General features: G+C 42.8%; 20 protein-coding genes and 11 tRNA genes. 28 read left to right on the top strand and 3 right to left on the bottom strand.

Going from position 1 to position 22,190, the window contains the following annotated elements:
- Positions 1–64 precede the first annotated feature (64 nt).
- From ftsA to mutT, 6 genes are all read left to right on the top strand, one after another.
- Entirely contained in the window at positions 65–1,339 is a 1,275-nt protein-coding gene (ftsA, locus tag C0J08_RS12485) for a cell division protein FtsA (RefSeq protein WP_212652283.1), read from the top strand.
- Positions 1,340–1,378: 39 nt separating this feature from the next.
- Positions 1,379–2,608, top strand: a complete 1,230-nt coding sequence (ftsZ, locus tag C0J08_RS12480; protein ID WP_212652282.1) for a cell division protein FtsZ — start codon at positions 1,379–1,381, stop codon at positions 2,606–2,608.
- 105 nt (positions 2,609–2,713) lie between these two features.
- On the top strand, positions 2,714–3,631 hold the full coding sequence (gene lpxC / locus C0J08_RS12475) for a UDP-3-O-acyl-N-acetylglucosamine deacetylase (protein WP_212652281.1): 918 nt from the start codon (positions 2,714–2,716) through the stop codon (positions 3,629–3,631).
- 144 nt (positions 3,632–3,775) lie between these two features.
- Complete coding sequence (gene secA / locus C0J08_RS12470) at positions 3,776–6,481, top strand: preprotein translocase subunit SecA (RefSeq protein WP_212652280.1); 2,706 nt, start codon at positions 3,776–3,778, stop codon at positions 6,479–6,481.
- A 15-nt stretch (positions 6,482–6,496) separates the two neighbouring features.
- A complete protein-coding gene (gene argJ, locus C0J08_RS12465) occupies positions 6,497–7,717 on the top strand; it encodes a bifunctional glutamate N-acetyltransferase/amino-acid acetyltransferase ArgJ (protein WP_212652279.1) in 1,221 nt (406 codons plus the stop codon).
- A complete protein-coding gene (gene mutT / locus C0J08_RS12460) occupies positions 7,717–8,103 on the top strand; it encodes an 8-oxo-dGTP diphosphatase MutT (protein WP_212652278.1) in 387 nt (128 codons plus the stop codon). The genes argJ and mutT overlap by 1 nt, the downstream gene beginning before the upstream one ends.
- Positions 8,104–8,175: 72 nt before the next feature.
- Here mutT and C0J08_RS12455 read toward each other — a convergent pair whose 3' ends face one another.
- Positions 8,176–8,973, bottom strand: a complete 798-nt coding sequence (locus tag C0J08_RS12455) for a response regulator (RefSeq protein WP_212652277.1) — start codon at positions 8,971–8,973, stop codon at positions 8,176–8,178.
- Between the two features lie 141 nt (positions 8,974–9,114).
- Here C0J08_RS12455 and ppiC point away from each other — a divergent pair, with 141 nt between their 5' ends.
- Genes ppiC through C0J08_RS12435 form a run of 4 tightly spaced genes read left to right on the top strand, consistent with a single transcriptional unit; the run spans position 9,115 to position 11,880 of the window.
- The gene (gene ppiC / locus C0J08_RS12450) at positions 9,115–9,393 is read left to right on the top strand and encodes a peptidylprolyl isomerase PpiC (RefSeq protein WP_212652276.1); all 279 of its coding nucleotides are present in this window, start codon (positions 9,115–9,117) and stop codon (positions 9,391–9,393) included.
- Between the two features lie 20 nt (positions 9,394–9,413).
- Positions 9,414–9,842 (top strand): protein tyrosine phosphatase family protein, encoded by a 429-nt coding sequence (locus tag C0J08_RS12445; RefSeq protein ID WP_212652275.1) that lies wholly within the window; start codon positions 9,414–9,416, stop codon positions 9,840–9,842.
- Between the two features lie 39 nt (positions 9,843–9,881).
- Positions 9,882–10,493 carry a helix-turn-helix domain-containing protein gene (locus tag C0J08_RS12440; protein ID WP_212652274.1) on the top strand — a complete coding sequence of 204 codons (612 nt, stop codon included), beginning with the start codon at positions 9,882–9,884 and terminating at the stop codon, positions 10,491–10,493.
- A gap of 40 nt (positions 10,494–10,533) precedes the next feature.
- Positions 10,534–11,880: a class II 3-deoxy-7-phosphoheptulonate synthase gene (locus C0J08_RS12435; RefSeq protein ID WP_212652273.1), complete on the top strand. Its 1,347-nt coding sequence runs from the start codon at positions 10,534–10,536 to the stop codon at positions 11,878–11,880.
- 71 nt (positions 11,881–11,951) lie between these two features.
- Here C0J08_RS12435 and C0J08_RS12430 read toward each other — a convergent pair whose 3' ends face one another.
- Both C0J08_RS12430 and C0J08_RS12425 read right to left on the bottom strand, forming a co-directional pair.
- Positions 11,952–12,650 (bottom strand): GIY-YIG nuclease family protein, encoded by a 699-nt coding sequence (locus C0J08_RS12430; protein WP_212652272.1) that lies wholly within the window; start codon positions 12,648–12,650, stop codon positions 11,952–11,954.
- Positions 12,651–12,744: 94 nt separating this feature from the next.
- Complete coding sequence (locus C0J08_RS12425) at positions 12,745–13,371, bottom strand: O-methyltransferase (protein WP_212652271.1); 627 nt, start codon at positions 13,369–13,371, stop codon at positions 12,745–12,747.
- 239 nt (positions 13,372–13,610) lie between these two features.
- Here C0J08_RS12425 and thrS point away from each other — a divergent pair, with 239 nt between their 5' ends.
- From thrS to C0J08_RS12335, 18 genes are all read left to right on the top strand, one after another.
- Positions 13,611–15,548, top strand: a complete 1,938-nt coding sequence (gene thrS, locus C0J08_RS12420; protein ID WP_212652270.1) for a threonine--tRNA ligase — start codon at positions 13,611–13,613, stop codon at positions 15,546–15,548.
- A gap of 8 nt (positions 15,549–15,556) precedes the next feature.
- Entirely contained in the window at positions 15,557–16,090 is a 534-nt protein-coding gene (gene infC, locus C0J08_RS12415; RefSeq protein ID WP_212652269.1) for a translation initiation factor IF-3, read from the top strand.
- Between the two features lie 93 nt (positions 16,091–16,183).
- The gene (gene rpmI / locus C0J08_RS12410) at positions 16,184–16,378 is read left to right on the top strand and encodes a 50S ribosomal protein L35 (RefSeq protein ID WP_067343164.1); all 195 of its coding nucleotides are present in this window, start codon (positions 16,184–16,186) and stop codon (positions 16,376–16,378) included.
- A gap of 47 nt (positions 16,379–16,425) precedes the next feature.
- On the top strand, positions 16,426–16,782 hold the full coding sequence (rplT, locus tag C0J08_RS12405) for a 50S ribosomal protein L20 (protein WP_024023333.1): 357 nt from the start codon (positions 16,426–16,428) through the stop codon (positions 16,780–16,782).
- 129 nt (positions 16,783–16,911) lie between these two features.
- Entirely contained in the window at positions 16,912–17,907 is a 996-nt protein-coding gene (gene pheS / locus C0J08_RS12400; protein ID WP_212652268.1) for a phenylalanine--tRNA ligase subunit alpha, read from the top strand.
- Between the two features lie 22 nt (positions 17,908–17,929).
- Positions 17,930–20,314: a phenylalanine--tRNA ligase subunit beta gene (pheT, locus tag C0J08_RS12395; RefSeq protein WP_212652267.1), complete on the top strand. Its 2,385-nt coding sequence runs from the start codon at positions 17,930–17,932 to the stop codon at positions 20,312–20,314.
- 4 nt (positions 20,315–20,318) lie between these two features.
- On the top strand, positions 20,319–20,615 hold the full coding sequence (locus C0J08_RS12390) for an integration host factor subunit alpha (protein WP_212652266.1): 297 nt from the start codon (positions 20,319–20,321) through the stop codon (positions 20,613–20,615).
- A gap of 290 nt (positions 20,616–20,905) precedes the next feature.
- Positions 20,906–20,982: transfer RNA gene (locus tag C0J08_RS12385), tRNA-Pro, on the top strand.
- Positions 20,983–20,995: 13 nt separating this feature from the next.
- A tRNA-Thr gene (locus C0J08_RS12380) sits at positions 20,996–21,071 on the top strand.
- A gap of 61 nt (positions 21,072–21,132) precedes the next feature.
- Positions 21,133–21,208, top strand: a tRNA-Thr gene (locus C0J08_RS12375).
- A gap of 40 nt (positions 21,209–21,248) precedes the next feature.
- Positions 21,249–21,324, top strand: a tRNA-Thr gene (locus tag C0J08_RS12370).
- A gap of 46 nt (positions 21,325–21,370) precedes the next feature.
- Positions 21,371–21,446: transfer RNA gene (locus C0J08_RS12365), tRNA-Thr, on the top strand.
- Positions 21,447–21,555: 109 nt separating this feature from the next.
- A tRNA-Val gene (locus C0J08_RS12360) sits at positions 21,556–21,631 on the top strand.
- Positions 21,632–21,664: 33 nt separating this feature from the next.
- Positions 21,665–21,741, top strand: a tRNA-Asp gene (locus tag C0J08_RS12355).
- Positions 21,742–21,788: 47 nt separating this feature from the next.
- Positions 21,789–21,864: transfer RNA gene (locus C0J08_RS12350), tRNA-Val, on the top strand.
- Between the two features lie 33 nt (positions 21,865–21,897).
- Positions 21,898–21,974: transfer RNA gene (locus tag C0J08_RS12345), tRNA-Asp, on the top strand.
- Between the two features lie 29 nt (positions 21,975–22,003).
- Positions 22,004–22,079, top strand: a tRNA-Val gene (locus C0J08_RS12340).
- Positions 22,080–22,112: 33 nt separating this feature from the next.
- A tRNA-Asp gene (locus C0J08_RS12335) sits at positions 22,113–22,189 on the top strand.
- The last annotated feature ends 1 nt before the right edge of the window (position 22,190 follow it).

Below are 22,190 nucleotides of genomic sequence, written 5' to 3'. Positions count from 1 at the left end.
TTGTTGCTTTTTTAAACAGCTATAGAGGGTCTGTTATAATGAAACGTAATGCCGGGATGGTGAAATGATAGTCGGTTTGGATGTAGGCACATCGAAAGTTATCTGTTTGGTTGGTGAAGTTCTGGCTGACGGTAGTTTGGAAATTGTCGGTATTGGCTCTCATACTTCAAAAGGCATGAAACGCGGCGTTGTAATAAATATTGAATCAACAGTGCAGTCGATTCAGCGTGCGGTTGAAGAAGCAGAATTGATGGCAGGATGTAATATACATTCTGTTTATGTGAGCGTCGCTGGTAGCCATATTCGCAGTTTGAATTCTCATGGCATCGTGGCTGTTAAAAATGGTGAAGTGCAAAAAGAAGATATTGATCGGGTCATTGATGCTGCGCAAGCCGTTCCTATATCTTCTGATCAAAGAGTTCTTCATATATTGCCACAGGAATACCACATCGATTCTCAAGAAGGAATTAAAGATCCTCTTGGTATGTCTGGGGTTCGACTTGAAGCAAATGTACACTTAATTTCTGGGGCTGTTAATGCCGTAATGAATGTTGAAAAGTGTATTAAGCGTTGTGGCCTAGGTGTTGATGGTGTCATTTTGTCGCAGCTTGCTTCCAGTGAGTCTTCTTTAAGTGAGGATGAAAAAGAGCTTGGTGTATGTTTGATTGATATCGGTGCTGGAACATCTGATATTGCTGTTTGGATTGATGGTGCTTTGCACCATACGGCGGTGGTTCCAGTGGCAGGAGATCAAGTTACGAATGATATTTCTATGGCTTTGCGTACACCGACTCAGCATGCTGAAGAAATTAAAGTGAAATATGCTTGTGCGATGTCTTCGATGGCTTCAGCAGAGCAGGTTTTACAGGTACCAAGTGTTGGTGATCGCCAACCTAGGTCAATTACTCGTCATGCGCTAACTGAGGTTGTAGAGGCGAGATACGAAGAAATATATAACTTAGTTTTAGATGAACTAAGGCGCAGTGGTTACGCTGAGCGTATCCCTGCAGGTATTGTAATTACTGGTGGTACGTCGCTTATGGAAGGTGCGTCGGAGCTGGCTGAGAAAGTTTTTCAGATGCCTGTTCGATTATCTTTGCCAGATTGTACTAAAGGAATGTCTGACATTGTCGATAACCCTATATATTCAACGAGTGTTGGTTTATTGGCTTATGGTAGTAAAGAGGCTGAAGTAACTGAGATCTCTAAACGGACAATGTCTAAGGCGCAAACTAAACGAGAATCATCAGTTCTGGCTCCTAAGAAAGAAATCGGGTCATCCTTCAGTGCAACGAAGGCGTGGCAGAAGTTAAAGCACTGGTTTCAGAGTTATATTTAGTCAGAATTGATTGTGAATTTATTGAGGAGCGATAAGCCCATGAATGTCTTTGATTTAGCCGAAGATAATTTATCAGATAATGCTGTGATTAAAGTTATTGGTGTCGGTGGCGGTGGCGGTAATGCTGTACGTCATATGCTTGAGAATCAATTGGAAGGTGTTGAGTTTATTTGTGCTAACACTGATTCTAAAGCGCTGATAGGTTTTGAAACAGGGATTTCTTTGCAGTTGGGCTCGACCATTACAAAAGGGTTGGGAGCTGGTGCAAATCCAGAAGTGGGAAGGGATTCGGCTTTAGAGGATCAGGAGAAAATTACTCAGTTATTGACTGGTGCCGATATGGTGTTTATCACGGCTGGTATGGGTGGTGGAACAGGTACTGGTGCCGCCCCAGTTATTGCTAAGGTGGCGCGAGAGCTGGGTATTTTGACAGTTGCTGTTGTGACTAAGCCTTTTCCTTTTGAGGGACGTCGTCGCGCAAAAGTTGCTGAAGAAGGTGTTAAAGAATTGCGAGAAAATGTCGATTCTTTGATTACAGTACCAAATGAACGTCTTTTACCAGTATTGGGTAAGAACATTTCTCTTCTAAAGGCATTTGGTGAAGCGAATAATGTTTTGTTTAATGCTGTACAAGGTATTACAGACTTAATCATGCGTCCGGGGTTAATTAACGTCGACTTTGCAGACGTTAGGACGGTTATGTCTGAAATGGGTATGGCTATGATGGGGACTGGGTCTGCATCAGGGGAGGATAGAGCAAGAGTGGCGGCAGAAGCGGCTATTCATAATCCTCTACTTGAAGATATTAACCTGCGAGGTGCGCGAGGCGTGCTTGTAAACATTACAGCAAACGAAGAAGTCGGTTTGTCAGAGTTTACCGAGGTTGGTGGAATCATAGAAGAATATGCATCGGAAGATGCTACTGTCGTGATTGGTTGTGCAATTGATCCTAGTGTAGGTGATGAAATGCGAGTCACGGTGGTTGCTACTGGTTTAGAAGGTCGATCTGCAGTTGAAGTCAAGTCTGCTGTTGGTGAGTCTGTTGTTTCTCAACCAGTTATGGCGAAGGTAGAGCAAGTTATTGAAAATGATGATTCAAAAGTAGCTGTTGCTCAATCTGAGTCGAAGTCTTCACATAATGTGAAGGCTGAAGTGGTGGAGAGAAACTTGGATGAAAAGAGTGAATCAACCGATTTACCTTCTATTTCGAGTGGCGATAAATTATCGTATTTGGACATTCCGGCATTTTTACGTCGACAAGCTGATTAGTTTGAGTAAAAACGACGTAATATCAAAATGTTAGATTGTATAAAAAATGTGTTATTGATACCATTTGTAAAGAATGGTATCCAGTCATAGAATTGTAGGAATATAATGGTACGCCAACACACATTAAAAAACATTATTCGAGCAACTGGGGTGGGTCTTCACTCTGGCGAGAAGGTGTATTTGACACTAAAGCCCGCACCTGTCAATACAGGTATTGTTTTCGTTCGTACAGACTTGGATCCAGTTGTTGAGATTCATGGTAATGCGAAATCGGTTGGGTCAACAAATTTTGCAACGGCTTTATGTCAGGGTGATGTGAAGGTAAGTACCGTAGAGCATTTGTTGTCTGCAATGGCTGGTTTAGGTGTAGATAATGCCTATGTGGAAGTAAGCGCTAGTGAAATCCCTCTTATGGATGGGAGTGCTAGTCCTTTTGTTTTTCTTCTTCAGTCGGCAGGCCTAGAAGCTCAAAATGCACCGAAGAAATTTATTCGAGTCAAAAAACCAATTCGTGTTGATGAAGGTGATAAGTTTGCTACTTTAGAGCCTCATTCAGGTTTCCGACTTTCTTTTACTATTGATTTTCAGCATCCAGCTATTGGTGAAGATGTTCAAAGTACTTCGTTTGATTTTTCAACAACGACGTTCGTTAAAGAGATTAGTCGCGCTAGAACCTTTGGTTTTATGAAAGATCTTGAGTACTTTAAAAACAATAACCTCGCACGTGGCGCAAACATGGAAAATGCAATCGTTTTAGATGATTACCGTGTTTTGAATGATGAGGGGTTACGGTACCGTGATGAGTTGGTTCGCCATAAAGTCTTGGATGCCATTGGAGATCTTTACCTTCTTGGTCATAGTTTGATTGGTGAGTATAAAGCTTATAAGTCGGGCCATGCATTGAATAATAAGCTTTTATTGGCATTACTTGAGCATCAAGATGCTTGGGAATATGTTGTTTTCGAAGATGAGGCGCAGGTGACACCTATATCTTTTACTGAGCCAGCTTTTGTCGGTGCTTAGTAAGTGACTGATTATTGATCGTGTTTTTATAAAACCAGACTTTGTGTCTGGTTTTTTTGTATATAGGTCCTTGATATATCATGTTTTGTCACACATTACCGTGGTAGACTGTCTTAATTACTAATTGGCTATGTAGAGTTCAAGATGTTAGGAACTGTAATTAAAAAAATTGTCGGCACAAAGAATGACCGAGAAGTTAAACGATATAAGAAGATTGTTGCACAGATAAACCAACTTGAAGAATCCTTCCATAAATTATCTGATGATGATTTATCTGGAAAAACTGGTGAGTTTCGCGACCGTCTAGCTAAGGGTGAGTCTTTACAGTCTATTCTACCAGAGGCTTTTGCTGTGGTCCGTGAGGGCAGTAGTCGAGTCATGGGGATGCGTCATTTTGATGTGCAGCTTATTGGTGGCATGGTCCTGAACGAAGGCCGAATTGCTGAGATGCGCACGGGTGAAGGTAAAACGCTTGTTGCCACATTAGCCGTTTATCTAAATGCCTTGTCTTCCAAAGGTGTTCACGTTGTTACTGTGAATGATTATTTGGCTAAGCGTGATGCTAATTGGATGCGTCCACTGTATGAATTTTTAGATATGAGTGTTGGCGTTGTTTTTTCTGGTCAAGAACGTGACGAGAAAAAAACCGCCTACTTGTGTGATATTACATACGGAACCAATAACGAATTTGGTTTTGACTACCTTCGCGACAATATGGTTTTTCGTTTGGAAGATCGAGTGCAACGTGATTTGCACTTCTCTGTTGTGGATGAGGTGGATTCTATATTAATAGATGAAGCGAGAACGCCTCTTATTATTTCGGGTGCTGTTGAAGACAGTTCTGAGCAATACCGTAAAATTAATAACCTTGCGCCTTTGTTGGTGAAACAGGAAGAGACTGAGGGTGAAGAGGCTTCTGGACATTACGTCTTTGATGAGTCTCAGCGTAGTATTGAGTTGACAGAGGATGGGCACTCATTTGTTGAAGGGTGGCTGGTAGAGCAAGGCTTATTAGGTGAAGGTGAAAGCCTTTATGCTGCGGCTAATCTTTCTTTATTGCATCATGTTCATGCCTGTCTTAAAGCACATGTTATCTTCAAAAAGAATATAGATTACGTTATCCAAGGTGATCAAATTGTCATTGTGGATGAGCATACGGGCCGAACTATGGCTGGCCGTCGTTGGTCCGAGGGGATTCATCAGGCTGTTGAGGCTAAAGAAGGGGTGACAATTCAGGCCGAAAGTCAGACTCTGGCTTCAACTACGTTCCAGAATTATTTCCGCTTATATGAAAAACTGTCTGGTATGACAGGTACAGCTGATACTGAAGCATTTGAGTTTCAGCAAATATATGGATTGTCTGTGGTGGTTATTCCGACCAACCGCCAAGTTCAGCGTAAAGACTTCAATGATTTGATCTATATGTCTACAGAGGACAAATTTGAAGCCATTGTGTTGGATATTGAGGATATTGTTAAGCAGGGGCGACCTGTGTTGGTTGGTACGGCTTCGATTGAATATTCTGAGCTGTTATCAAACTATCTGACCAAAAAAGGTATTAAGCATAATGTTCTAAATGCTAAACAGCATGAACGTGAGGCTCAAATTATTGCGGATGCTGGTCGTCCTGGTGCTGTCACTATTGCAACTAATATGGCGGGTCGTGGTACGGATATTGTTTTGGGTGGTAATTTGCAGGTCGAGCTTGATCAGCTTGGAGGCAATGCAACTCAAGAAAGTATAGATGCACTTAAAGCGGACTGGAAGTCTCGTAACGAGTCTGTATTGGCCGCAGGTGGTTTGCATATTATTGGTACCGAACGCCATGAATCTCGCCGAATAGATAATCAGCTTCGCGGTCGTGCTGGACGTCAAGGTGATGTAGGTTCTTCGCGCTTTTATCTTTCCTTAGAAGATAACTTAATGCGCATCTTCATGTCTGATCGCATCAAGAAAATGATGATGGCTCTTGGTATGGAGAAAGGGGAAGCTATTGAGCATAAAATGGTTTCCAATGCGATAGAAAAAGCTCAACGTAAGGTCGAAGGTCGTAACTTCGATATTCGTAAGCAGTTGCTTGAGTACGATGATGTTGCAAACGATCAGCGTCAGGTTATTTATCGTCAGCGCTTTGACATGATGGTGTCTGAAGATCTTTCTGAAGCCATTTCTGCAATGCGCGAAGAAGTGGTTTCTGGGCTGATTGATGAGTTTATTCCGCCCCAAAGTATCTTTGATATGTGGGACCTTGAAGGTTTGGAAGAAAAAATTCGTAACGAATTTGGTTTAGATCTTCCTGTTGCTAAATGGGTTGAGGAAGACAAAAAACTATACGAAGAGCCGTTACGTCAGAAAATCCTAGATGCCTTCGTTAGTGATTATAAAGCGAAAGAAGAGATTGCTGGCGAGCAGCCTTTTAGGTCTTTTGAGAAGCAGGTGTTGTTACAAGTCTTGGACACGCTTTGGAAAGAGCACTTGCAGACAATGGATATGCTTAGACAGGGTATTCATTTGCGTGGCTATGCTCAGAAAAACCCTAAACAGGAATACAAGCGCGAATCTTTCGAACTATTCCAAGGTCTACTAGAGCAAATTAAATACGAAGTGATTCAAATTATTACTCGTGTGAAAGTTCAGTCAGCAGAAGAAGCTGAAAAAATAGAAGAAGCTCGTAGACAGCAAGAAGAAAAAACTACCATGAATATGGTTCATGATTCTCTAGATTCGTTGGCTGATGAGTCGTCAGACTCTCCTTCAGATAGCCAAGAGTTTGCGAAAGTGGGTCGTAATGAGCCTTGCCCATGTGGCTCGGGTAAGAAATATAAGCAGTGTCACGGTCGTCTTATTTAACTGGAGAAAGCGTAAATGGCTGTAGGGTTGCATGATTTTCCTCTTATTCCCGAAATAAAAGGGGTAAGAATTGGTGTTGCAGAGGCTGGAATTAAAAAGCCCAACAAAAAAGATGTTGTTATTTTTGAGTTGTGTGCAGGAGCTTCCGTTGCAGGTGTTTTTACGCAGAATGCGTTTTGTGCGGCACCGGTGCGTATTTGTCAGAAGCACTTAGCTTTGACAGACAGTCGTTACTTGCTAATTAATACCGGAAATGCGAACGCAGGTACTGGTAAACCAGGATTCGAGTCCGCTTTGAAAACTTGTGAGGCATTAGCTCATGAGGTAGGTGAAAGTGTTGAGTCTATTTTGCCTTTCTCTACTGGTGTGATTGGCGAGCCTTTGCCCGTTGAAAAGATTGTGGCGGCGATTCCTCAAGCGCTGGCTAATTTGTCTGCGGACAATTGGCATTCTGCTGGTATTGGTATTATGACGACTGATACTTTGCCAAAAGGGTCGATACGTACTTTTGAGTTTGAAGGGCAAACTTTCTCTATTGCAGGTATTTCAAAAGGTGCAGGCATGATTCGCCCTAACATGGCGACCATGTTGGGTTATGTTTGCAGTGATATTGCGATGGATGTAGACGTACTTCAGTCAATTTTGAAGGAAGTGGTTAACAAAAGCTTTAATCGTATTACGGTTGATAGTGATACTTCTACTAATGATTCCTGTATCGCAGTGGCAACAGGTATGGCAGGGAATGTAAAAGTTACGTCTGTTGATGAGCCATTAGCTCAGGCATTTATAGCTGCATTTACGGAAGTCATGCAAGAGTTGGCCCATGCTATCGTTCGTGATGGTGAGGGTGCGACAAAGTTTGTGATTGTTGAGGTTGTTGGTGCGGCTATGGAGTCTGATGCAACTAAGACGGCTTTTGAAATCGCTCATTCTCCACTGGTGAAAACGGCGCTTTTTGCTTCCGATCCTAATTGGGGGCGTATTCTTGCTGTTGTTGGTCGTGCAGGCGTCGAAGGTTTGGATGTTGACCGTGTTCAGCTTCATATCAATGGCTTTGAAGTGGCTCGTGATGGTGGTCGTTCACCGGATTATCTTGAAGAGCATGGTGAACAAGCTATGGCACCTGAAGAGATTCATATCGTGGTGGATTTAGGGATGGGGTCGATGTCTGATACTGTCTGGACAACTGATTTTTCTCATGAATACGTCACCATTAATGCAGAGTATCGTACCTAATGCTAATTAGAGTTGCTGTAGGCATTATTCTTCGTGATGATGCTGTTTTTCTTGGTTTACGCAAGTCAAATCAGCATCAAGGTGGTTTGTGGGAGTTTCCTGGTGGTAAATGCGAGCCATTAGAGTCGGTTCAAGTTGCACTGGCAAGAGAACTGCTGGAAGAATGTGGTATTACTGTGGTTGAGAGTTCTTTTTTTAAAAAAATTGCTCATGATTATGGTGATAAACAAGTTGAACTTCATTTTTATAAGGTTACGGATTTTTCTGGTGAGCCGGAAGGGAGTGAAGGGCAGGAAGTTACTTGGGCCGCTATTTCATATTTGTCTTCCTATGATTTCCCCGAGGCGAATCGGCAAATTGTTTCAGATTTAATGGCTATTCGCTAGTTCCACTGATGTTCACTTAAATAAAAAAGAGCTTAATACAAGCTCTTTTTTATTTTTGGTTTTACCTGAAAATTAATTGAGTATCTGCGCCAATAGTTTTCTTACTACGCTTGGTTCAAAAGGTTTTCCGCATATAGCATCTACGCCTTCTTGAGCAATGTTTGATAATTGGCTGTCTTCAGAGTTAGAACTTACCATTAGGATAGGTATGTGGGCTATGGAAGGGTCTTTTCGTACTGCGTCGGTTAGTTCTTTTCCGTCCATTTCTGGCATATTGTAGTCGGTAACAATCAAGTCAAATTCTGCTTCATTAAGAAGAGCGATGGCTTCCTTGCCATTCACGGCGAATTGAATGTCTTCGATTCCCATCGTGTTGAGGGTCTTACTGACATGTTTTCTAGCCATTTTGCTGTCATCAGTTACTAGTACACGAAGTGTTCTAGGGTCAAATAATTCTAAGTCGATTTCTTCTTCAACAATTAGGTCTAGGGTGGCGTGAATGGCGCGGGTTAGATCTTTTTGATTGAATGGCTTTGGAAGTATGGCAAGAACGCCAGATTGTCTTAAGTGCTCCAGATGATCTCTATTCCTTTCGCTAGAGATGAGCATAAAGCACTGGTTTTCCGTATCTTTGTTTTTTCTTATTTTGTCTATTAAGTCATTTGCTGAACCGTCAGGTAAGTACATGGACGAAATAACAAGGTCTGGCGGAAAAGTGGAAAGTGACTGCAGGGTTTCTTCAATATTATTAGCATATTCTATTTGTTTTATGCCTGCATCTTCTAACGCTTTTGTGATGATTTTCTTTTGAGTGTCTGAGGGTTCAACTAAAAGAAAAGAAAGGTCGCTAATTGCTGCATATGTGCTCATATTTTGAAATTGCCTATATAAGGGGTTAAGACTGCTTTCGCGTATATATTATTTTAAAGTTAATGATGGCTTGTAGTTAATTTCTTCATACTAAATAGGTTAACATGTTTTATCTAGTAAATTTGATCGGTAGGTGGGTTAATGTCAACGGCGAGTGCATGTCATATCTTAGTAAAGACAAAAGCAGAAGCGGAGTCTTTAAAGCAGAAACTTGATAAGGGAGCTGACTTTCATAAATTGGCAAAACAGTTCTCTACTTGTCCCTCTGGTAAGAAAGGGGGAGATTTAGGAGAGTTTCGTAAAGGTGATATGGTGCCGGCTTTCGATAAAGCGGTATTTGGTGGCCCTTTATATAAGATCCAGGGGCCTGTTAAGACACAATTTGGTTTTCATCTTATAAAAGTCCTTTATCGTTCTTAATTTAATATAGGTAAAAGTTTATGAATAATGTTGTTCAGCTTAATGCATCTTATTTTGTTGCTCCACAATTGAGCGAGTCTGATCTTGCTTTACTAAAAGAGCAGGGTTTTGAGCGAATTATTAATAATCGTCCTGAAGGTGAGTCTGATGATCAACCTGCGGGTGATGTTATTCGTACTGCTGCTGAGTCTCTGGGTATGGAATATGTTGCCAATCCGATAGACCTTTCTAAGTTGTCGCAAGAGCAGGTTGAAGCTCAAGAACAGGCTATTTCGGAAGAAAAGAAAACCTTGGCATTTTGTCGTACGGGTACTCGTTCTTCTGTGTTGTGGGTGTTGATGGAAAATGGTAACGGTCAGGATGCCAGTGATCTAGTGTCTTATGTTTCAGGTAAAGGGTTTGACCTTTCTCGTTGTTCTGCGGCTATGGCGCCATTGTTAAAGCCATAGTGAGAATTGTTTTTTTATATAAAGTAGTATTGGTAAATTATGGTTAGTCGTCCATCACTAGAAACTGCAACAGCGTCAGATCCAGATCGGTTTGTTGAACCGCTAGAGCTTGGTAAGCGAGTAAAAGAAATCCGTTTAGCGAAAGGCTGGACGCTTGAGGAAGTGGGGAAAAGAACGGGAATAGCCCGATCCACTTTGTCAAAAATTGAAAATGACCAAGTGTCTCCTAGTTTCACTATCGTTCAGAAGCTCATTAATGGTCTTGAGATGGATTTGCCGCAGCTTTTTGTAGAGGCAAGTGAGCATTCTATTGCTGGGCGTCGAGATATTACTCGTAAAGGCAGAGGTGAGCCACACCCTACGGCGACCTATGAGCATGAGTTGTTAAATTACTCTATTAGTCGTAAGAAAATGGTGCCTTTTAAAACAACGGTTAGGGCTAGATCATTTGCTGAATTTAAAGAATGGGTTCGACATGATGGTGAAGAGTTCTTATTGGTTTTGAAAGGTAAAATTAATTTTTTCTCTGAGCTCTATGAACCGATTGAATTAAAAGAAGGCGATAGTGTGTATTATGATGCCACTATGGGGCATGCGGTTGTTTCTTTGTCTGCTAAAGACGCAGAAATACTTTGGGTTGTTGCTCGTTAATTTAGTAAAAAAATAAGTAAGAATAAGGTTGTAGAGAATTATGTCACAGTGGAACTTAACAAGTTGGAGAGAGAAAACAGCGTTACAGCAGCCTGTTTACCCGAATGCTGAGCATTTGGCTCAAGTGGAGAATACCTTAGGAAAAATGCCTCCTCTTGTTTTTGCTGGAGAGGCTCGTCAGCTTAAAGAAGCGCTGGCACAAGTGGCTAATAGGAAGGCCTTTTTGTTACAAGGTGGGGATTGCGCTGAAAGTTTTGCGGAGTTCCATGCGAATAATATACGTGATACGTTTAAAGTTATGCTGCAGATGGCTGTGGTGCTAACTTATGCCGGAAAATGTCCTGTTGTCAAAGTGGGGCGTATGGCGGGGCAGTTTGCTAAGCCGAGATCGGCTGGTACAGAAACGGTTGGTGGCATTGAGCTTCCTAGCTACCGCGGCGATATCATTAACGGTATTGATTTTAGTGAGTCTGCGAGGGTTCCTGATCCTGAGCGATTGGTGCAGGTTTATAATCAAAGTGCATCGACCATGAACTTGCTTCGCGCTTTTTCTCAAGGTGGTTTTGCGGATTTGCATCAAGTGCATCAGTGGAATTTGGACTTTTTGAATGCCAGTCCAGCCGGCGGTCGCTACCAAGGGGTAGCGGATAAAATTGATGATGCGCTTCAGTTTATGGAAGCTTGTGGCATCGGGCCTGGTTTAGGACAATTAAAAGAGACGGATTTTTATACATCACATGAAGCATTATTGTTGCCATATGAGCAGGCTTTGACGCGTCAAGATAGTTTGACTGGCGGTTGGTATGATTGCTCTGCACATATGTTGTGGATTGGGGATAGAACCCGTCAAATTGATGGCGCTCATGTTGAGTTCTTGCGTGGTGTTGAAAATCCAATCGGTGTAAAAGCTGGACCAACGATGGATCCGGAAGATCTAATTCGTTTGTGTGACGTTTTGAACCCAAATAATGAAGCGGGCCGTCTAAACATTATTGTGCGCATGGGGGCTGATAAAGTTGAAGAAGGTATGCCTAAATTGATTCGGGCAGTTCAGCGTGAAGGGAAGCAAGTGGTTTGGAGTAGTGATCCAATGCATGGTAATACTGTCAAAGCTTCTACGGGTTATAAAACACGCCGTGTTGAAGATGTATTGAAAGAGGTTCAGCAGTTCTTCCAAGTCCATAATGCAGAAGGTAGTTATGCTGGCGGTGTTCATTTTGAAATGACAGGTCAAAATGTGACTGAGTGTGTCGGTGGTGCTTTTGAGGTAACGGAGGCGGATTTGGCGGATCGTTATCATACTCACTGTGATCCTCGCTTAAATGCAGATCAGTCTTTAGAGTTGGCGTTTATGATTTCGGATACGCTTAAGAAAGCAAGATCGTAAGTTGTTTTAATTTGCATGATAAGAACAAAAAAGCTCAGTTAAATAACTGAGCTTTTTTGTATTAAGGGTTCTTAGCCTTTACGACGACGGAATGCCGAGGTGGCAGATTTGGATGTCACATCTATCTTGGCCATGATAAGCGCCATTTCTTCTGCTTCGGCTTGTTGTTGCTGCTTAAGCTTTTCTTCGCGTTCTTTTTTAGCGGCTTTTTCAGCTTCGCTTAGCATCTTCTGAATGCTTGCCTTGCTCTTTGTTCGAGCTGGGGCTTTTTTCTTTTCAGGAGTTGATGTAAGCGGTGCGTCTAATCTATCTTCACCAATGAGCTCGCCAAAGAAGGATTTGGCTGTTGGTGCTGGTTCAATGGTTTTTTTTGGGATGTCGACGGTTTTCTTTGCTGCAGTTTTTCTGGTTTTCTTAGGTTGCTCAGCAGTTGAAACACCGTTTGCATCAAACAAAGCTTTTTTGCCAAAGTTTAAACTTGTGGCTTTTTCGGCTGTTTGGGCAATTTTGTAGCCGCGCAGACTTTCTCCATTGTAGATAGAGATATAGTCTGTTTCTAGTTCGTAAAGTTCTTCTTTGTCGCTTGTTTCAAATAGTTCTTCCACTGTGAAAGCTTCAACGCCATTCTCCCTAATGTCGTTGTATAGAGGAAAGTCCAAACCTTCTTGAGTGGCTTCAACATATTGTTCGAAACGTTGAAAGCCACTATTGAAAGACGTTCCAATGTAGTGTTTGCCGGAGATGTTATTTGTGATTTTAAAAACGACCAAAATCGCTGCCTCTTACGTAATATCTTTTTAATAGCACATAAAGCCCAGTCACCTAGGGGGACCCAAAGGTGACTGGGCTTTATAAGAAATAGGGTTAGTGTTTTACGACGATATTAAGACCGTCACGAACGTTCAGATGAACGTTTTCAACTCGTTTGTCTTGCGCAATTAAGCGGTTGACTTCGTTGACAGCGATATCGCTGTTTTCTTTCGGGTCTAGGACTCTTCCTTGCCATAGGGAGTTATCTATGATGATAAGGCCACCTGATCTAACCAGCGGTAGTACTGCTTCGTAGTAATTTAGGTAATTGCGTTTATCAGCATCAATAAAGACAAAGTCGAATTTCCCTTCAAGGGAGTTGATGGTGTCGAGGGCAGGGCCAAAAATAGCAGTGATTTTTTTGCCATGCTCGCTGCGATCAAAAAAAGATTGAGCAAACTCAATTGCTCTTGGGTTGGTTTCACAACAAATAAGCTCACCATCTGCGGGCATGCCTTCAGCAATAGACAGGGCTGAGTAACCAGTAAACATACCGATCTCTAATGCTCGCTTTGGTTGTGATATTTTTGCCAGAAGCTTCAAGGTACGGCCAATGGTTTTTCCTGATAACTTATTTGGGTAGCCCATATCAGAGTAGGTTTTTTCAACCAACTCAATTAATAGGTCTGGTTCTGCTTGAGTAGTCTCGATGCAGTAGTCGTCAAGAGTATTGAGATCCATAGTGCCTTTGAGTAAATGAAGTCTGTGTGAAACGGACGCCAATTTTACCCTGCATGAAGAGAATGTCTATGGCTTATTAGTAGAAAAAGGGCTTGATTTTTGTCGATGGCGGCTACATGCAGAATAATTCCTTATTTAAAATTAGATTCGCATGAATAATCGAAAAATGATAATTTATGCCCTGAAATTTACATGTGCTCTTTGGTATGGAGCACCACTGACTCCGATAGGGGAATAAAATGCCTGTAATTACTTTGCCTGATGGCAGCCAACGTTCTTTTTCAAATCCAGTAACGGTTATGCAAGTCGCCGAGGACATAGGTCCTGGTTTGGCTAAGGCAACAGTTGCCGGTCGTATAAATGATCAACTTGTTGATGCGTGTGAACTTATTTCTGAAGACGCAAAATTAAGCATCATCACAGGGAAAGACCCTGAAGGTGTTGAGATTATTCGTCACTCGTTTGCTCACCTTGTTGGTCATGCCGTTAAACAACTTTATCCAACGGCGAAAATGGCCATTGGTCCTGTCATAGATGAAGGTTTTTACTACGACATCGCTTACGAGCGTCCTTTTACGCCTGATGACTTAGCCGCCATAGAAAAGCGCATCGCTGAGTTGGTTAAGACAGATTACGATGTTGTTAAGAAAATGACGCCAATAGCGGAAGCGCGTCAGCAGTTTGTTGATCGTGGTGAAAGCTACAAAGTCGCGTTGATCGATGACATGGATGACTCGACAAAAGAAGTTGGTCTGTATCATCACGAAGAATACATGGATATGTGTCGTGGTCCTCACGTACCAAATACTCGCGTTTTGCGTCACTTTAAATTGATGAAGCTTGCTGGTGCCTACTGGCGTGGTGATTCAAACAATGAAATGTTGCAGCGTATTTATGGTACGGCTTGGAACGACAAAAAAGAATTAAAAGCTTATCTGACACGTATTGAAGAAGCTGAAAAGCGAGATCATCGTAAGTTAGGTAAGAAGCTGGACCTTTTTCATGTGCAAGAAGAAGCGCCTGGTATGGTGTTTTGGCATCCTAAAGGATGGCGTTTGTATCAAGTTGTTGAGCAGTACATGCGTCAGAAACAGCTTGATAACAATTACCAAGAAGTGAAAACGCCTCAGATCGTTGATCGCGTGCTTTGGGAGAAATCTGGGCACTGGGGTAAGTATCATGAAAACATGTTTACGACGCACTCAGAAAATCGTGACTATGCGGTTAAGCCGATGAATTGTCCTTGTCATATACAAGTATACAATCAAGGTCTTAAAAGCTACCGTGATTTGCCATTCCGTATGGCGGAATTTGGCTCTTGTCACCGTAATGAGCCTTCTGGTGCATTGCATGGTATTATGCGAGTACGTAACTTTGTTCAGGATGATGGGCATATCTTTGTAACAGAAGAACAAATTCAGCAAGAAGTGTCTGAATTTATCGATTTGCTACACGAGGTTTATGCTGACTTTGGTTTTGACAGCATTGTTTATCGCTTGTCTACTCGTCCTGAGCAGCGCGTTGGTTCTGATGAAGTTTGGGATAAAGCAGAGAAAGCGCTGTCTGATGCGCTAGATTCTGCTGGACTGGATTGGGAAGAATTACCTGGTGAAGGTGCATTCTACGGCCCTAAAATTGAGTTTTCTCTGAAAGATGCCATTGGCCGAGTATGGCAATGTGGTACTATTCAGGTAGATTTCTCTATGCCAACTCGCTTAGGGGCGCAATATGTGTCGGAAGATGGTTCACGCCAAACACCGGTTATGTTGCACCGTGCTATTGTTGGATCGCTTGAGCGATTCATCGGTATTTTGATCGAAGAGACAGAAGGTGCCTTTCCGGTCTGGCTTGCGCCTGAACAAGTTGTTATCATGAACATTACTGATCGCCAAGCAGAATACTGTTCTGATTTGGAAAAAAGATTGAATTCAAATGGCTTTAGAGCAAAACTTGACTTGAGAAACGAGAAGATCGGGTTTAAAATCCGCGAGCATACTCTTCAACGAGTGCCGTACATGATCGTTGTCGGCGATAAAGAAGTAGAGCAGGAACAAGTTGCTGTTCGTACTCGTACCGGCGAAGATCTTGGAGTGATGAGTATTTCCGAATTTGAAGGTTTGCTTCAACAAGAAATTGCTCGCCGTAGCCGTAAACAAGAAGTGGAGATAGTACTATAAAAGGTAATATGAATCGTGGGCGTTCTGCTAGTAAGCAGCGTCCTCTAATCAACGAGAACATTCGAGCAACCGAAGTGCGTTTAATCGCTGCTGATGGTGAACAAGTTGGCGTTGTCTCTCTGGAAGAGGCACTAAAAGCGGCTCAAGAAGCCACGTTAGACTTAGTGCAAATTGCTGATTCAGATCCCATTGTTTGCAAAATAATGGACTACGGTAAGCATATTTTCGAAGCGAAGAAGGCGAAAGCCGCTCAAAAGAAAAATGCTAAGCAGATCCAAGTAAAAGAAATGAAATTCCGTCCAGGGACGGAGGAAGGAGATTATCAGGTAAAACTCCGCAACCTGATACGTTTCCTTGAAGGCGGGGATAAGGCCAAAGTATCGCTACGATACCGCGGTCGTGAAATGGCCCATCAAGAGCTTGGTATGCAGCTTATGAATCGAGTCGCAGCAGACTTAGAGGAATATGGTGCAGTTGAACAAGCCGCGAAAATGGAAGGTCGTCAATTGACGATGGTGCTAGGCCCCAAAAAGAAGAAGTAATTTTAAATAACTGTGTTTTAAGGGCTTAGGCTCTTAAAACATTAGATATTAAGAAATTACACTAACATTAACGAATGCGAGAGTGGTTTTATCATGTCCAAAATTAAGTCACACAGTGGCGCGTCTAAGCGCTTCAAACGTACCGCGAATGGTTTTAAACATAAGCAGTCTCATACTAGTCACATCTTGACTAAGAAATCGACTAAGCGTAAGCGTCATCTTCGTTCTATGAACCAGATTGCGCAAAGCGACAAAGCGTTAATTGTACGCATGTTGCCATACATCTAAGTTTAGATTTTTTTAGTTCATTAATTTATTAGTATAAGGTTTATATTATGCCTCGCGTAAAACGTGGTGTTCAGGCTCGTCGCCGTCACAAGAAGATTTTAAAGCAAGCTAAAGGTTACTACGGTGCACGTAGCCGTGTATTTCGTGTAGCAAAACAAGCTGTTATCAAAGCTGGTCAGTATCAATACCGTGACCGTCGTCAGCGTAAACGTCAATTCCGCGCATTGTGGATTGCTCGTATCAACGCTGCTGCACGTATCAATGGTCTATCTTACAGCCGTTTCATTGCTGGTCTGAAAAAAGCAGCTATTGAAATTGACCGTAAGGTTTTGGCTGACCTAGCTGTGTACGAGAAAGAAGTTTTTGCTGCTATCGTTGAAAAAGCGAAAGCAAGCTTGGCTTAATTTCTGACGTAGCCTTAGGGTGGTTCGATCTTGATAGATTCAGTCTTAAAAGAACGAACTACTCAATGCAGTCTTTGATAGGGGAAGAGCCAATGGTTCTTCCCCTATTTTATTTTTTGGAGTGTATAAATGGAGAACCTAAAGCAGATTCTTGCTGATGCGCTAAGCGCAGTAGCTGCGTCTGAGAGTGAGTCCGCACTGGATGATGTACGTGTACATTATTTGGGTAAAAAGGGCGCTTTGACTGCTTTGTTGAAACAGCTTGGTAATGTTTCTGCAGAGGAAAGACCAAAATTTGGTCAAATGGTCAATGAAGCAAAAGGGCAAGTTCAGGAAAAAATTACTGAGCGCAAAGCGGCACTTGCTAAAGCGGCGCTAGATGCAAAACTTGCGACTGAAACAATTGATATCTCTCTATCTGGTAAGGGTCAAGAAGTGGGTGGATTGCATCCCGTGACACGTACCATGGAGCGTATCGAAAACTTTTTTCGTGGAATTGGCTTCGATGTGGCCTCAGGCCCAGAAATTGAAGATGATTACCACAATTTTGAAGCTCTAAACATACCGGCTCACCATCCTGCACGTGCGATGCAAGACACTTTTTATTTTAATCCATCAACTGTATTGAGAACGCATACTTCTCCAGTACAGGTGCGTACGATGGAGTCTACTCAGCCGCCGATTCGAATTATTTGTCCTGGTCGAGTTTACCGTTGCGACTCGGATCAAACCCACACACCTATGTTTCATCAGGTTGAAGGTTTGTTAATAGACGAAAATATCTCGTTTGCAGATTTGAAAGGTATTTTGCAGCAGTTTTTGAATGTCTTCTTTGAGGATGATTTGAAGGTGCGTTTTCGTCCAAGTTATTTCCCGTTCACCGAGCCGTCTATTGAAGTGGATATCATGCGTACAAACAGCAAAGGCGAAGAGTCTTGGTTAGAAGTGCTGGGCTGTGGCATGGTTCATCCAAAGGTGCTTGAGATGTCCGGAATCGATTCAGAGAAATACACCGGCTTTGCTTTTGGTATGGGCGTAGAGCGCTTTGCTATGCTGCGTTATAAAGTAGATGACCTTCGTATGTTCTTCGAAAACGATTTGCGCTTCCTTAAACAGTTCAAGTAACCAGTCGACCTAGGATGTTTTTATGAAAATTAGTGAGAATTGGCTAAGAGAGTGGGTCAATCCAGACATCAGTAGCGATGATTTGGTTGCTCAGATAACGTTAGCTGGCCTTGAAGTGGATGAAGTCCTACCTGTCGCCTCTGAGTTTTCAGGCGTTGTTGTAGGTGAAATTGTCGGTGCTGAGCCTCATCCAAATGCTGACAAACTGCAAGTATGTCAGGTGTCTGATGGTGCAGAAACCTTTCAGGTTGTTTGTGGTGCACCAAATGCGCGTCCAGGTATCAAAATCCCGTTTGCTAAAATTGGCGCGGTTTTGGGTGCGGATTTTAAAATTAAAAAAGCCAAACTTCGTCAAGTCGAGTCTTTTGGTATGTTGTGCTCTGCTTCTGAACTGGGGTTGAACGATGATCATGATGGTATTATGGAGTTGCCGGCTATTGCCAAAGCGGGTGAAGACTTCCGTGCTTTTTTAGGGCTTGATGATCAGATTATTGATGTTGACTTAACACCTAACCGCAGTGACTGTTTGAGTGTTGCTGGTCTAGCTCGTGAAGTGGGTGTCTTGAATAAAGTTGATGTTACGCCTGTAGATGTAACGCCTTCTGCTATTGATATTGATGATACTTTCCCTGTACGTGTAGACGCAGCGGATGCATGTCCTCGTTATTTAGGTCGTGTTGTGCGTGGCATTGACGTTAAAGCACAAACGCCTTTATGGATGGTGGAAAAGCTTCGTCGTAGTGGAATTCGTTCTATTGACCCTGTTGTTGATATTACTAATTATGTGATGCTTGAGCTTGGTCAGCCTATGCATGCGTTCGATTTGGCTAATTTGACGGGTTCTATTGTCGTTCGAATGGCAAATCAAGATGAAAAAATTGTTTTGCTTGATGGTCAAGAAGTGACCTTGAGAGATGATACTTTGGTCATCGCTGATGAAAAGTCTTCGCTGGCTATTGCTGGTGTCATGGGTGGCGAAGGTTCTGGTGTTAACGCTGAAACAAAAGATATCTTTCTTGAAAGTGCTTTCTTTACGCCGCTATCATTGGCTGGTAAAGCGCGTTCTTACGGTTTGCATACAGACTCCTCTCATCGCTTTGAGCGAGGTGTTGATGCCACACTGCAAGAGCGAGCGATAGAAAGAGCGACAGCGTTAATTGTTGAAATAGCAGGTGGTCAAGTCGGGCCAATTACTTCAGCTGTAAAAGCGTCTTCCTTGCCTGAGGCGGCTTCTGTTACATTGCGCCGCAAAAAGCTGGATCAGTACTTGGCAATGTCTATCGACAAAGACTTGGTGACGGATATATTGACACGTCTTGGTTTAGAGATGGTTGAAGTTACTGATGACGTTTGGGTTACAAAAGCGCCATCACATCGCTTTGATATAGCAATTGAGGCGGATTTGATTGAAGAGGTTGCTCGTATTTACGGCTACGATAATCTTCCTTCTTCTATGCCTCAAGCTGCGGTGAATTTTACGCCTTTGTCTGAATCAAAAACACAGATTCAAGTATTGCGTTCTATTTTAGTATCTCAAGGCTATCAAGAGGCTGTGACCTACAGCTTCATTGATCCTGTGTTGAGTAAGCAGTTTTTACCTCACATTGAGCCTGTGCCACTGGCGAATCCTATTTCGGCAGACATGGGGGTGATGCGCCCAAGTTTAGTTCCTGGCTTAGTTAAAGCGTATCTTCATAATCAAAATCGCCAACAATCGCGCGTTCGTTTATTTGAAACGGGTCGTCGTTTTATTGGCTCTGTTGAAGCCTTGGCTGAATTGGACCAGCAAGAGCAGATAGCTGGCTTGATTGCGGGCTCACGTCATACTGAAGCTTGGTATCACGGTAGTGAAAAAGTAGATTTCTACGATCTAAAAGCTCATGTTGAGGCCTTGTTTGATGTGAATAATGGCGGTAAGCCGACTTATGAGCGCTCTAAGTGTGAGTTTTTGCATCCGGGTCGTTCTGCTGACATCTATTTAGATGGCCAATTTATTGGTTTGATGGGGGAGTTGCACCCTCAATTATCTAAAACGTTAGGTGCTAACCAGCCAATTTATGTGTTTGATATCGCGTTAAATGCTGTATTGAATGCGACCTTGCCTGAGTATGAAGCGGTTTCTCGTTTCCCTGAGGTTCGTCGTGATCTGGCTTTGTTGGTTGATCGCTCTGTTCCAGTTAGTGAGTTGGAACGAGTTATCGCTGAAACAGCTGGTGAAGCTCTGAAAAATGTGTTGGTTTTTGATGTTTATCAAGGGCAAGGCATTGATGAAACGAAAAAAAGTGTCGCTTTGGGCTTGACGTGGCAGCATCCTTCACACACTCTTAGTGACGAAGAAGTGAACAACTCAGTCGAACAAACTGTTGCAGCCTTGTCTGAGCAGTTGGGAGCCGTTGTAAGGGGGTAGATTTATGGGATCGTTGACAAAAGCGGACCTTGCTGAAAATTTAGTGGATTCAATTGGTCTTAGTAAAAAAGATGCGAAAGATCTTGTTGAAGGTTTTTTCGATGTGGTGCGAGGCTCACTAATAGAAAGACAGCAAGTTAAGTTGTCGGGCTTTGGTAATTTCGAAGTGCGTGAAAAGAGTCAGCGTCCTGGTCGAAACCCTAAGACGGGAGAAGAAATCCCAATTACTGCGCGTACAGTTGTTACTTTTCGACCTGGGCAGAAGCTTAAGTCTAAAGTAGAAGACTATATGCAAGAGTAATCATTGAAGTGTTTTAAAAAGCCACCCCTTAGGGTGGCTTTTTTGTATGAGATGGCTTTGCATGGCAGTTTATCCGCTATTAAATTGATTGGCATTGATTTTTACTGGATTGACAAAGGATAAAGAAAGTAGAATTTTATTTAGATCAATGTTTAAGCGATAAATGACGAAAACTCTAGCGGTATGATTAAATTGAAAAAAAGTTTATAAAAGTCTTCCCTTTTCAATTTGTTATAGTAATATACGCACCCGCTGACAGGGACAGAGTTTAACTTTTTAATTGTCAGTTTCGGGGCGTAGCGCAGCCTGGTAGCGCACTAGCATGGGGTGCTAGTGGTCGCAGGTTCAAATCCTGCCGTCCCGACCAAAATTTGAGAAATGCCGCTATAGCTCAGTTGGTAGAGCATCTGACTTGTAATCAGAGGGTCCCGAGTTCGACTCTTGGTGGCGGCACCATATTTTGGTCGAAGTTTCCTGCTTTGGTAAGGAAATAAAAAAAGATTTTGCTTTTATTGAAGCCGCTATAGCTCAGTTGGTAGAGCATCTGACTTGTAATCAGAGGGTCCCGAGTTCGACTCTTGGTGGCGGCACCACTTCTTAGGAAGTCTTTAAAAGTAAACTGCGTCATGTAATGCCGCTATAGCTCAGTTGGTAGAGCATCTGACTTGTAATCAGAGGGTCCCGAGTTCGACTCTTGGTGGCGGCACCATTTACTTACAATGTGTTCGTAAGTTTACAATTTGATTTAGCGTTAAGCCGCTATAGCTCAGTTGGTAGAGCATCTGACTTGTAATCAGAGGGTCCCGAGTTCGACTCTTGGTGGCGGCACCATTTAATAGCTAAATGGAATTGTCGAGTGGCTAAGTTAAGAGTCTATCTTAATAAAGCGCTTGCCAGAGGGAGTTAAGAGCTCCTCATCATGTAGATGTAAAATATGATTGGGTGTGTAGCTCAGTTGGGAGAGCGTCGCCCTTACAAGGCGAATGTCGGGAGTTCGAACCTCTCCACACCCACCACTTATAAGGCAGTGGCTAAACAGCTTATACAACGGAGTGGTAGTTCAGTTGGTTAGAATACCTGCCTGTCACGCAGGGGGTCGCGGGTTCGAGTCCCGTCCATTCCGCCACTTACTTTTAATGAGAAGTAAGTTGCAAGAAATGCCATCATTATGATGGGTGTGTAGCTCAGTTGGGAGAGCGTCGCCCTTACAAGGCGAATGTCGGGAGTTCGAACCTCTCCACACCCACCACTTATAAGACAGTGGCTAAACAGCTTATACAACGGAGTGGTAGTTCAGTTGGTTAGAATACCTGCCTGTCACGCAGGGGGTCGCGGGTTCGAGTCCCGTCCATTCCGCCATCTTTCGACAAGATGTAAAACTACGAGTCGGGTGTGTAGCTCAGTTGGGAGAGCGTCGCCCTTACAAGGCGAATGTCGGGAGTTCGAACCTCTCCACACCCACCACTTATAAGACAGTGGCTAAACAGCTTATACAACGGAGTGGTAGTTCAGTTGGTTAGAATACCTGCCTGTCACGCAGGGGGTCGCGGGTTCGAGTCCCGTCCATTCCGCCAC

Origin of the sequence: Marinomonas sp. CT5 (genome assembly GCF_018336975.1) — a bacterium.
Taxonomy (GTDB): domain Bacteria; phylum Pseudomonadota; class Gammaproteobacteria; order Pseudomonadales; family Marinomonadaceae; genus Marinomonas.
This window is presented reverse-complemented; position numbering and strand designations above follow the sequence as displayed.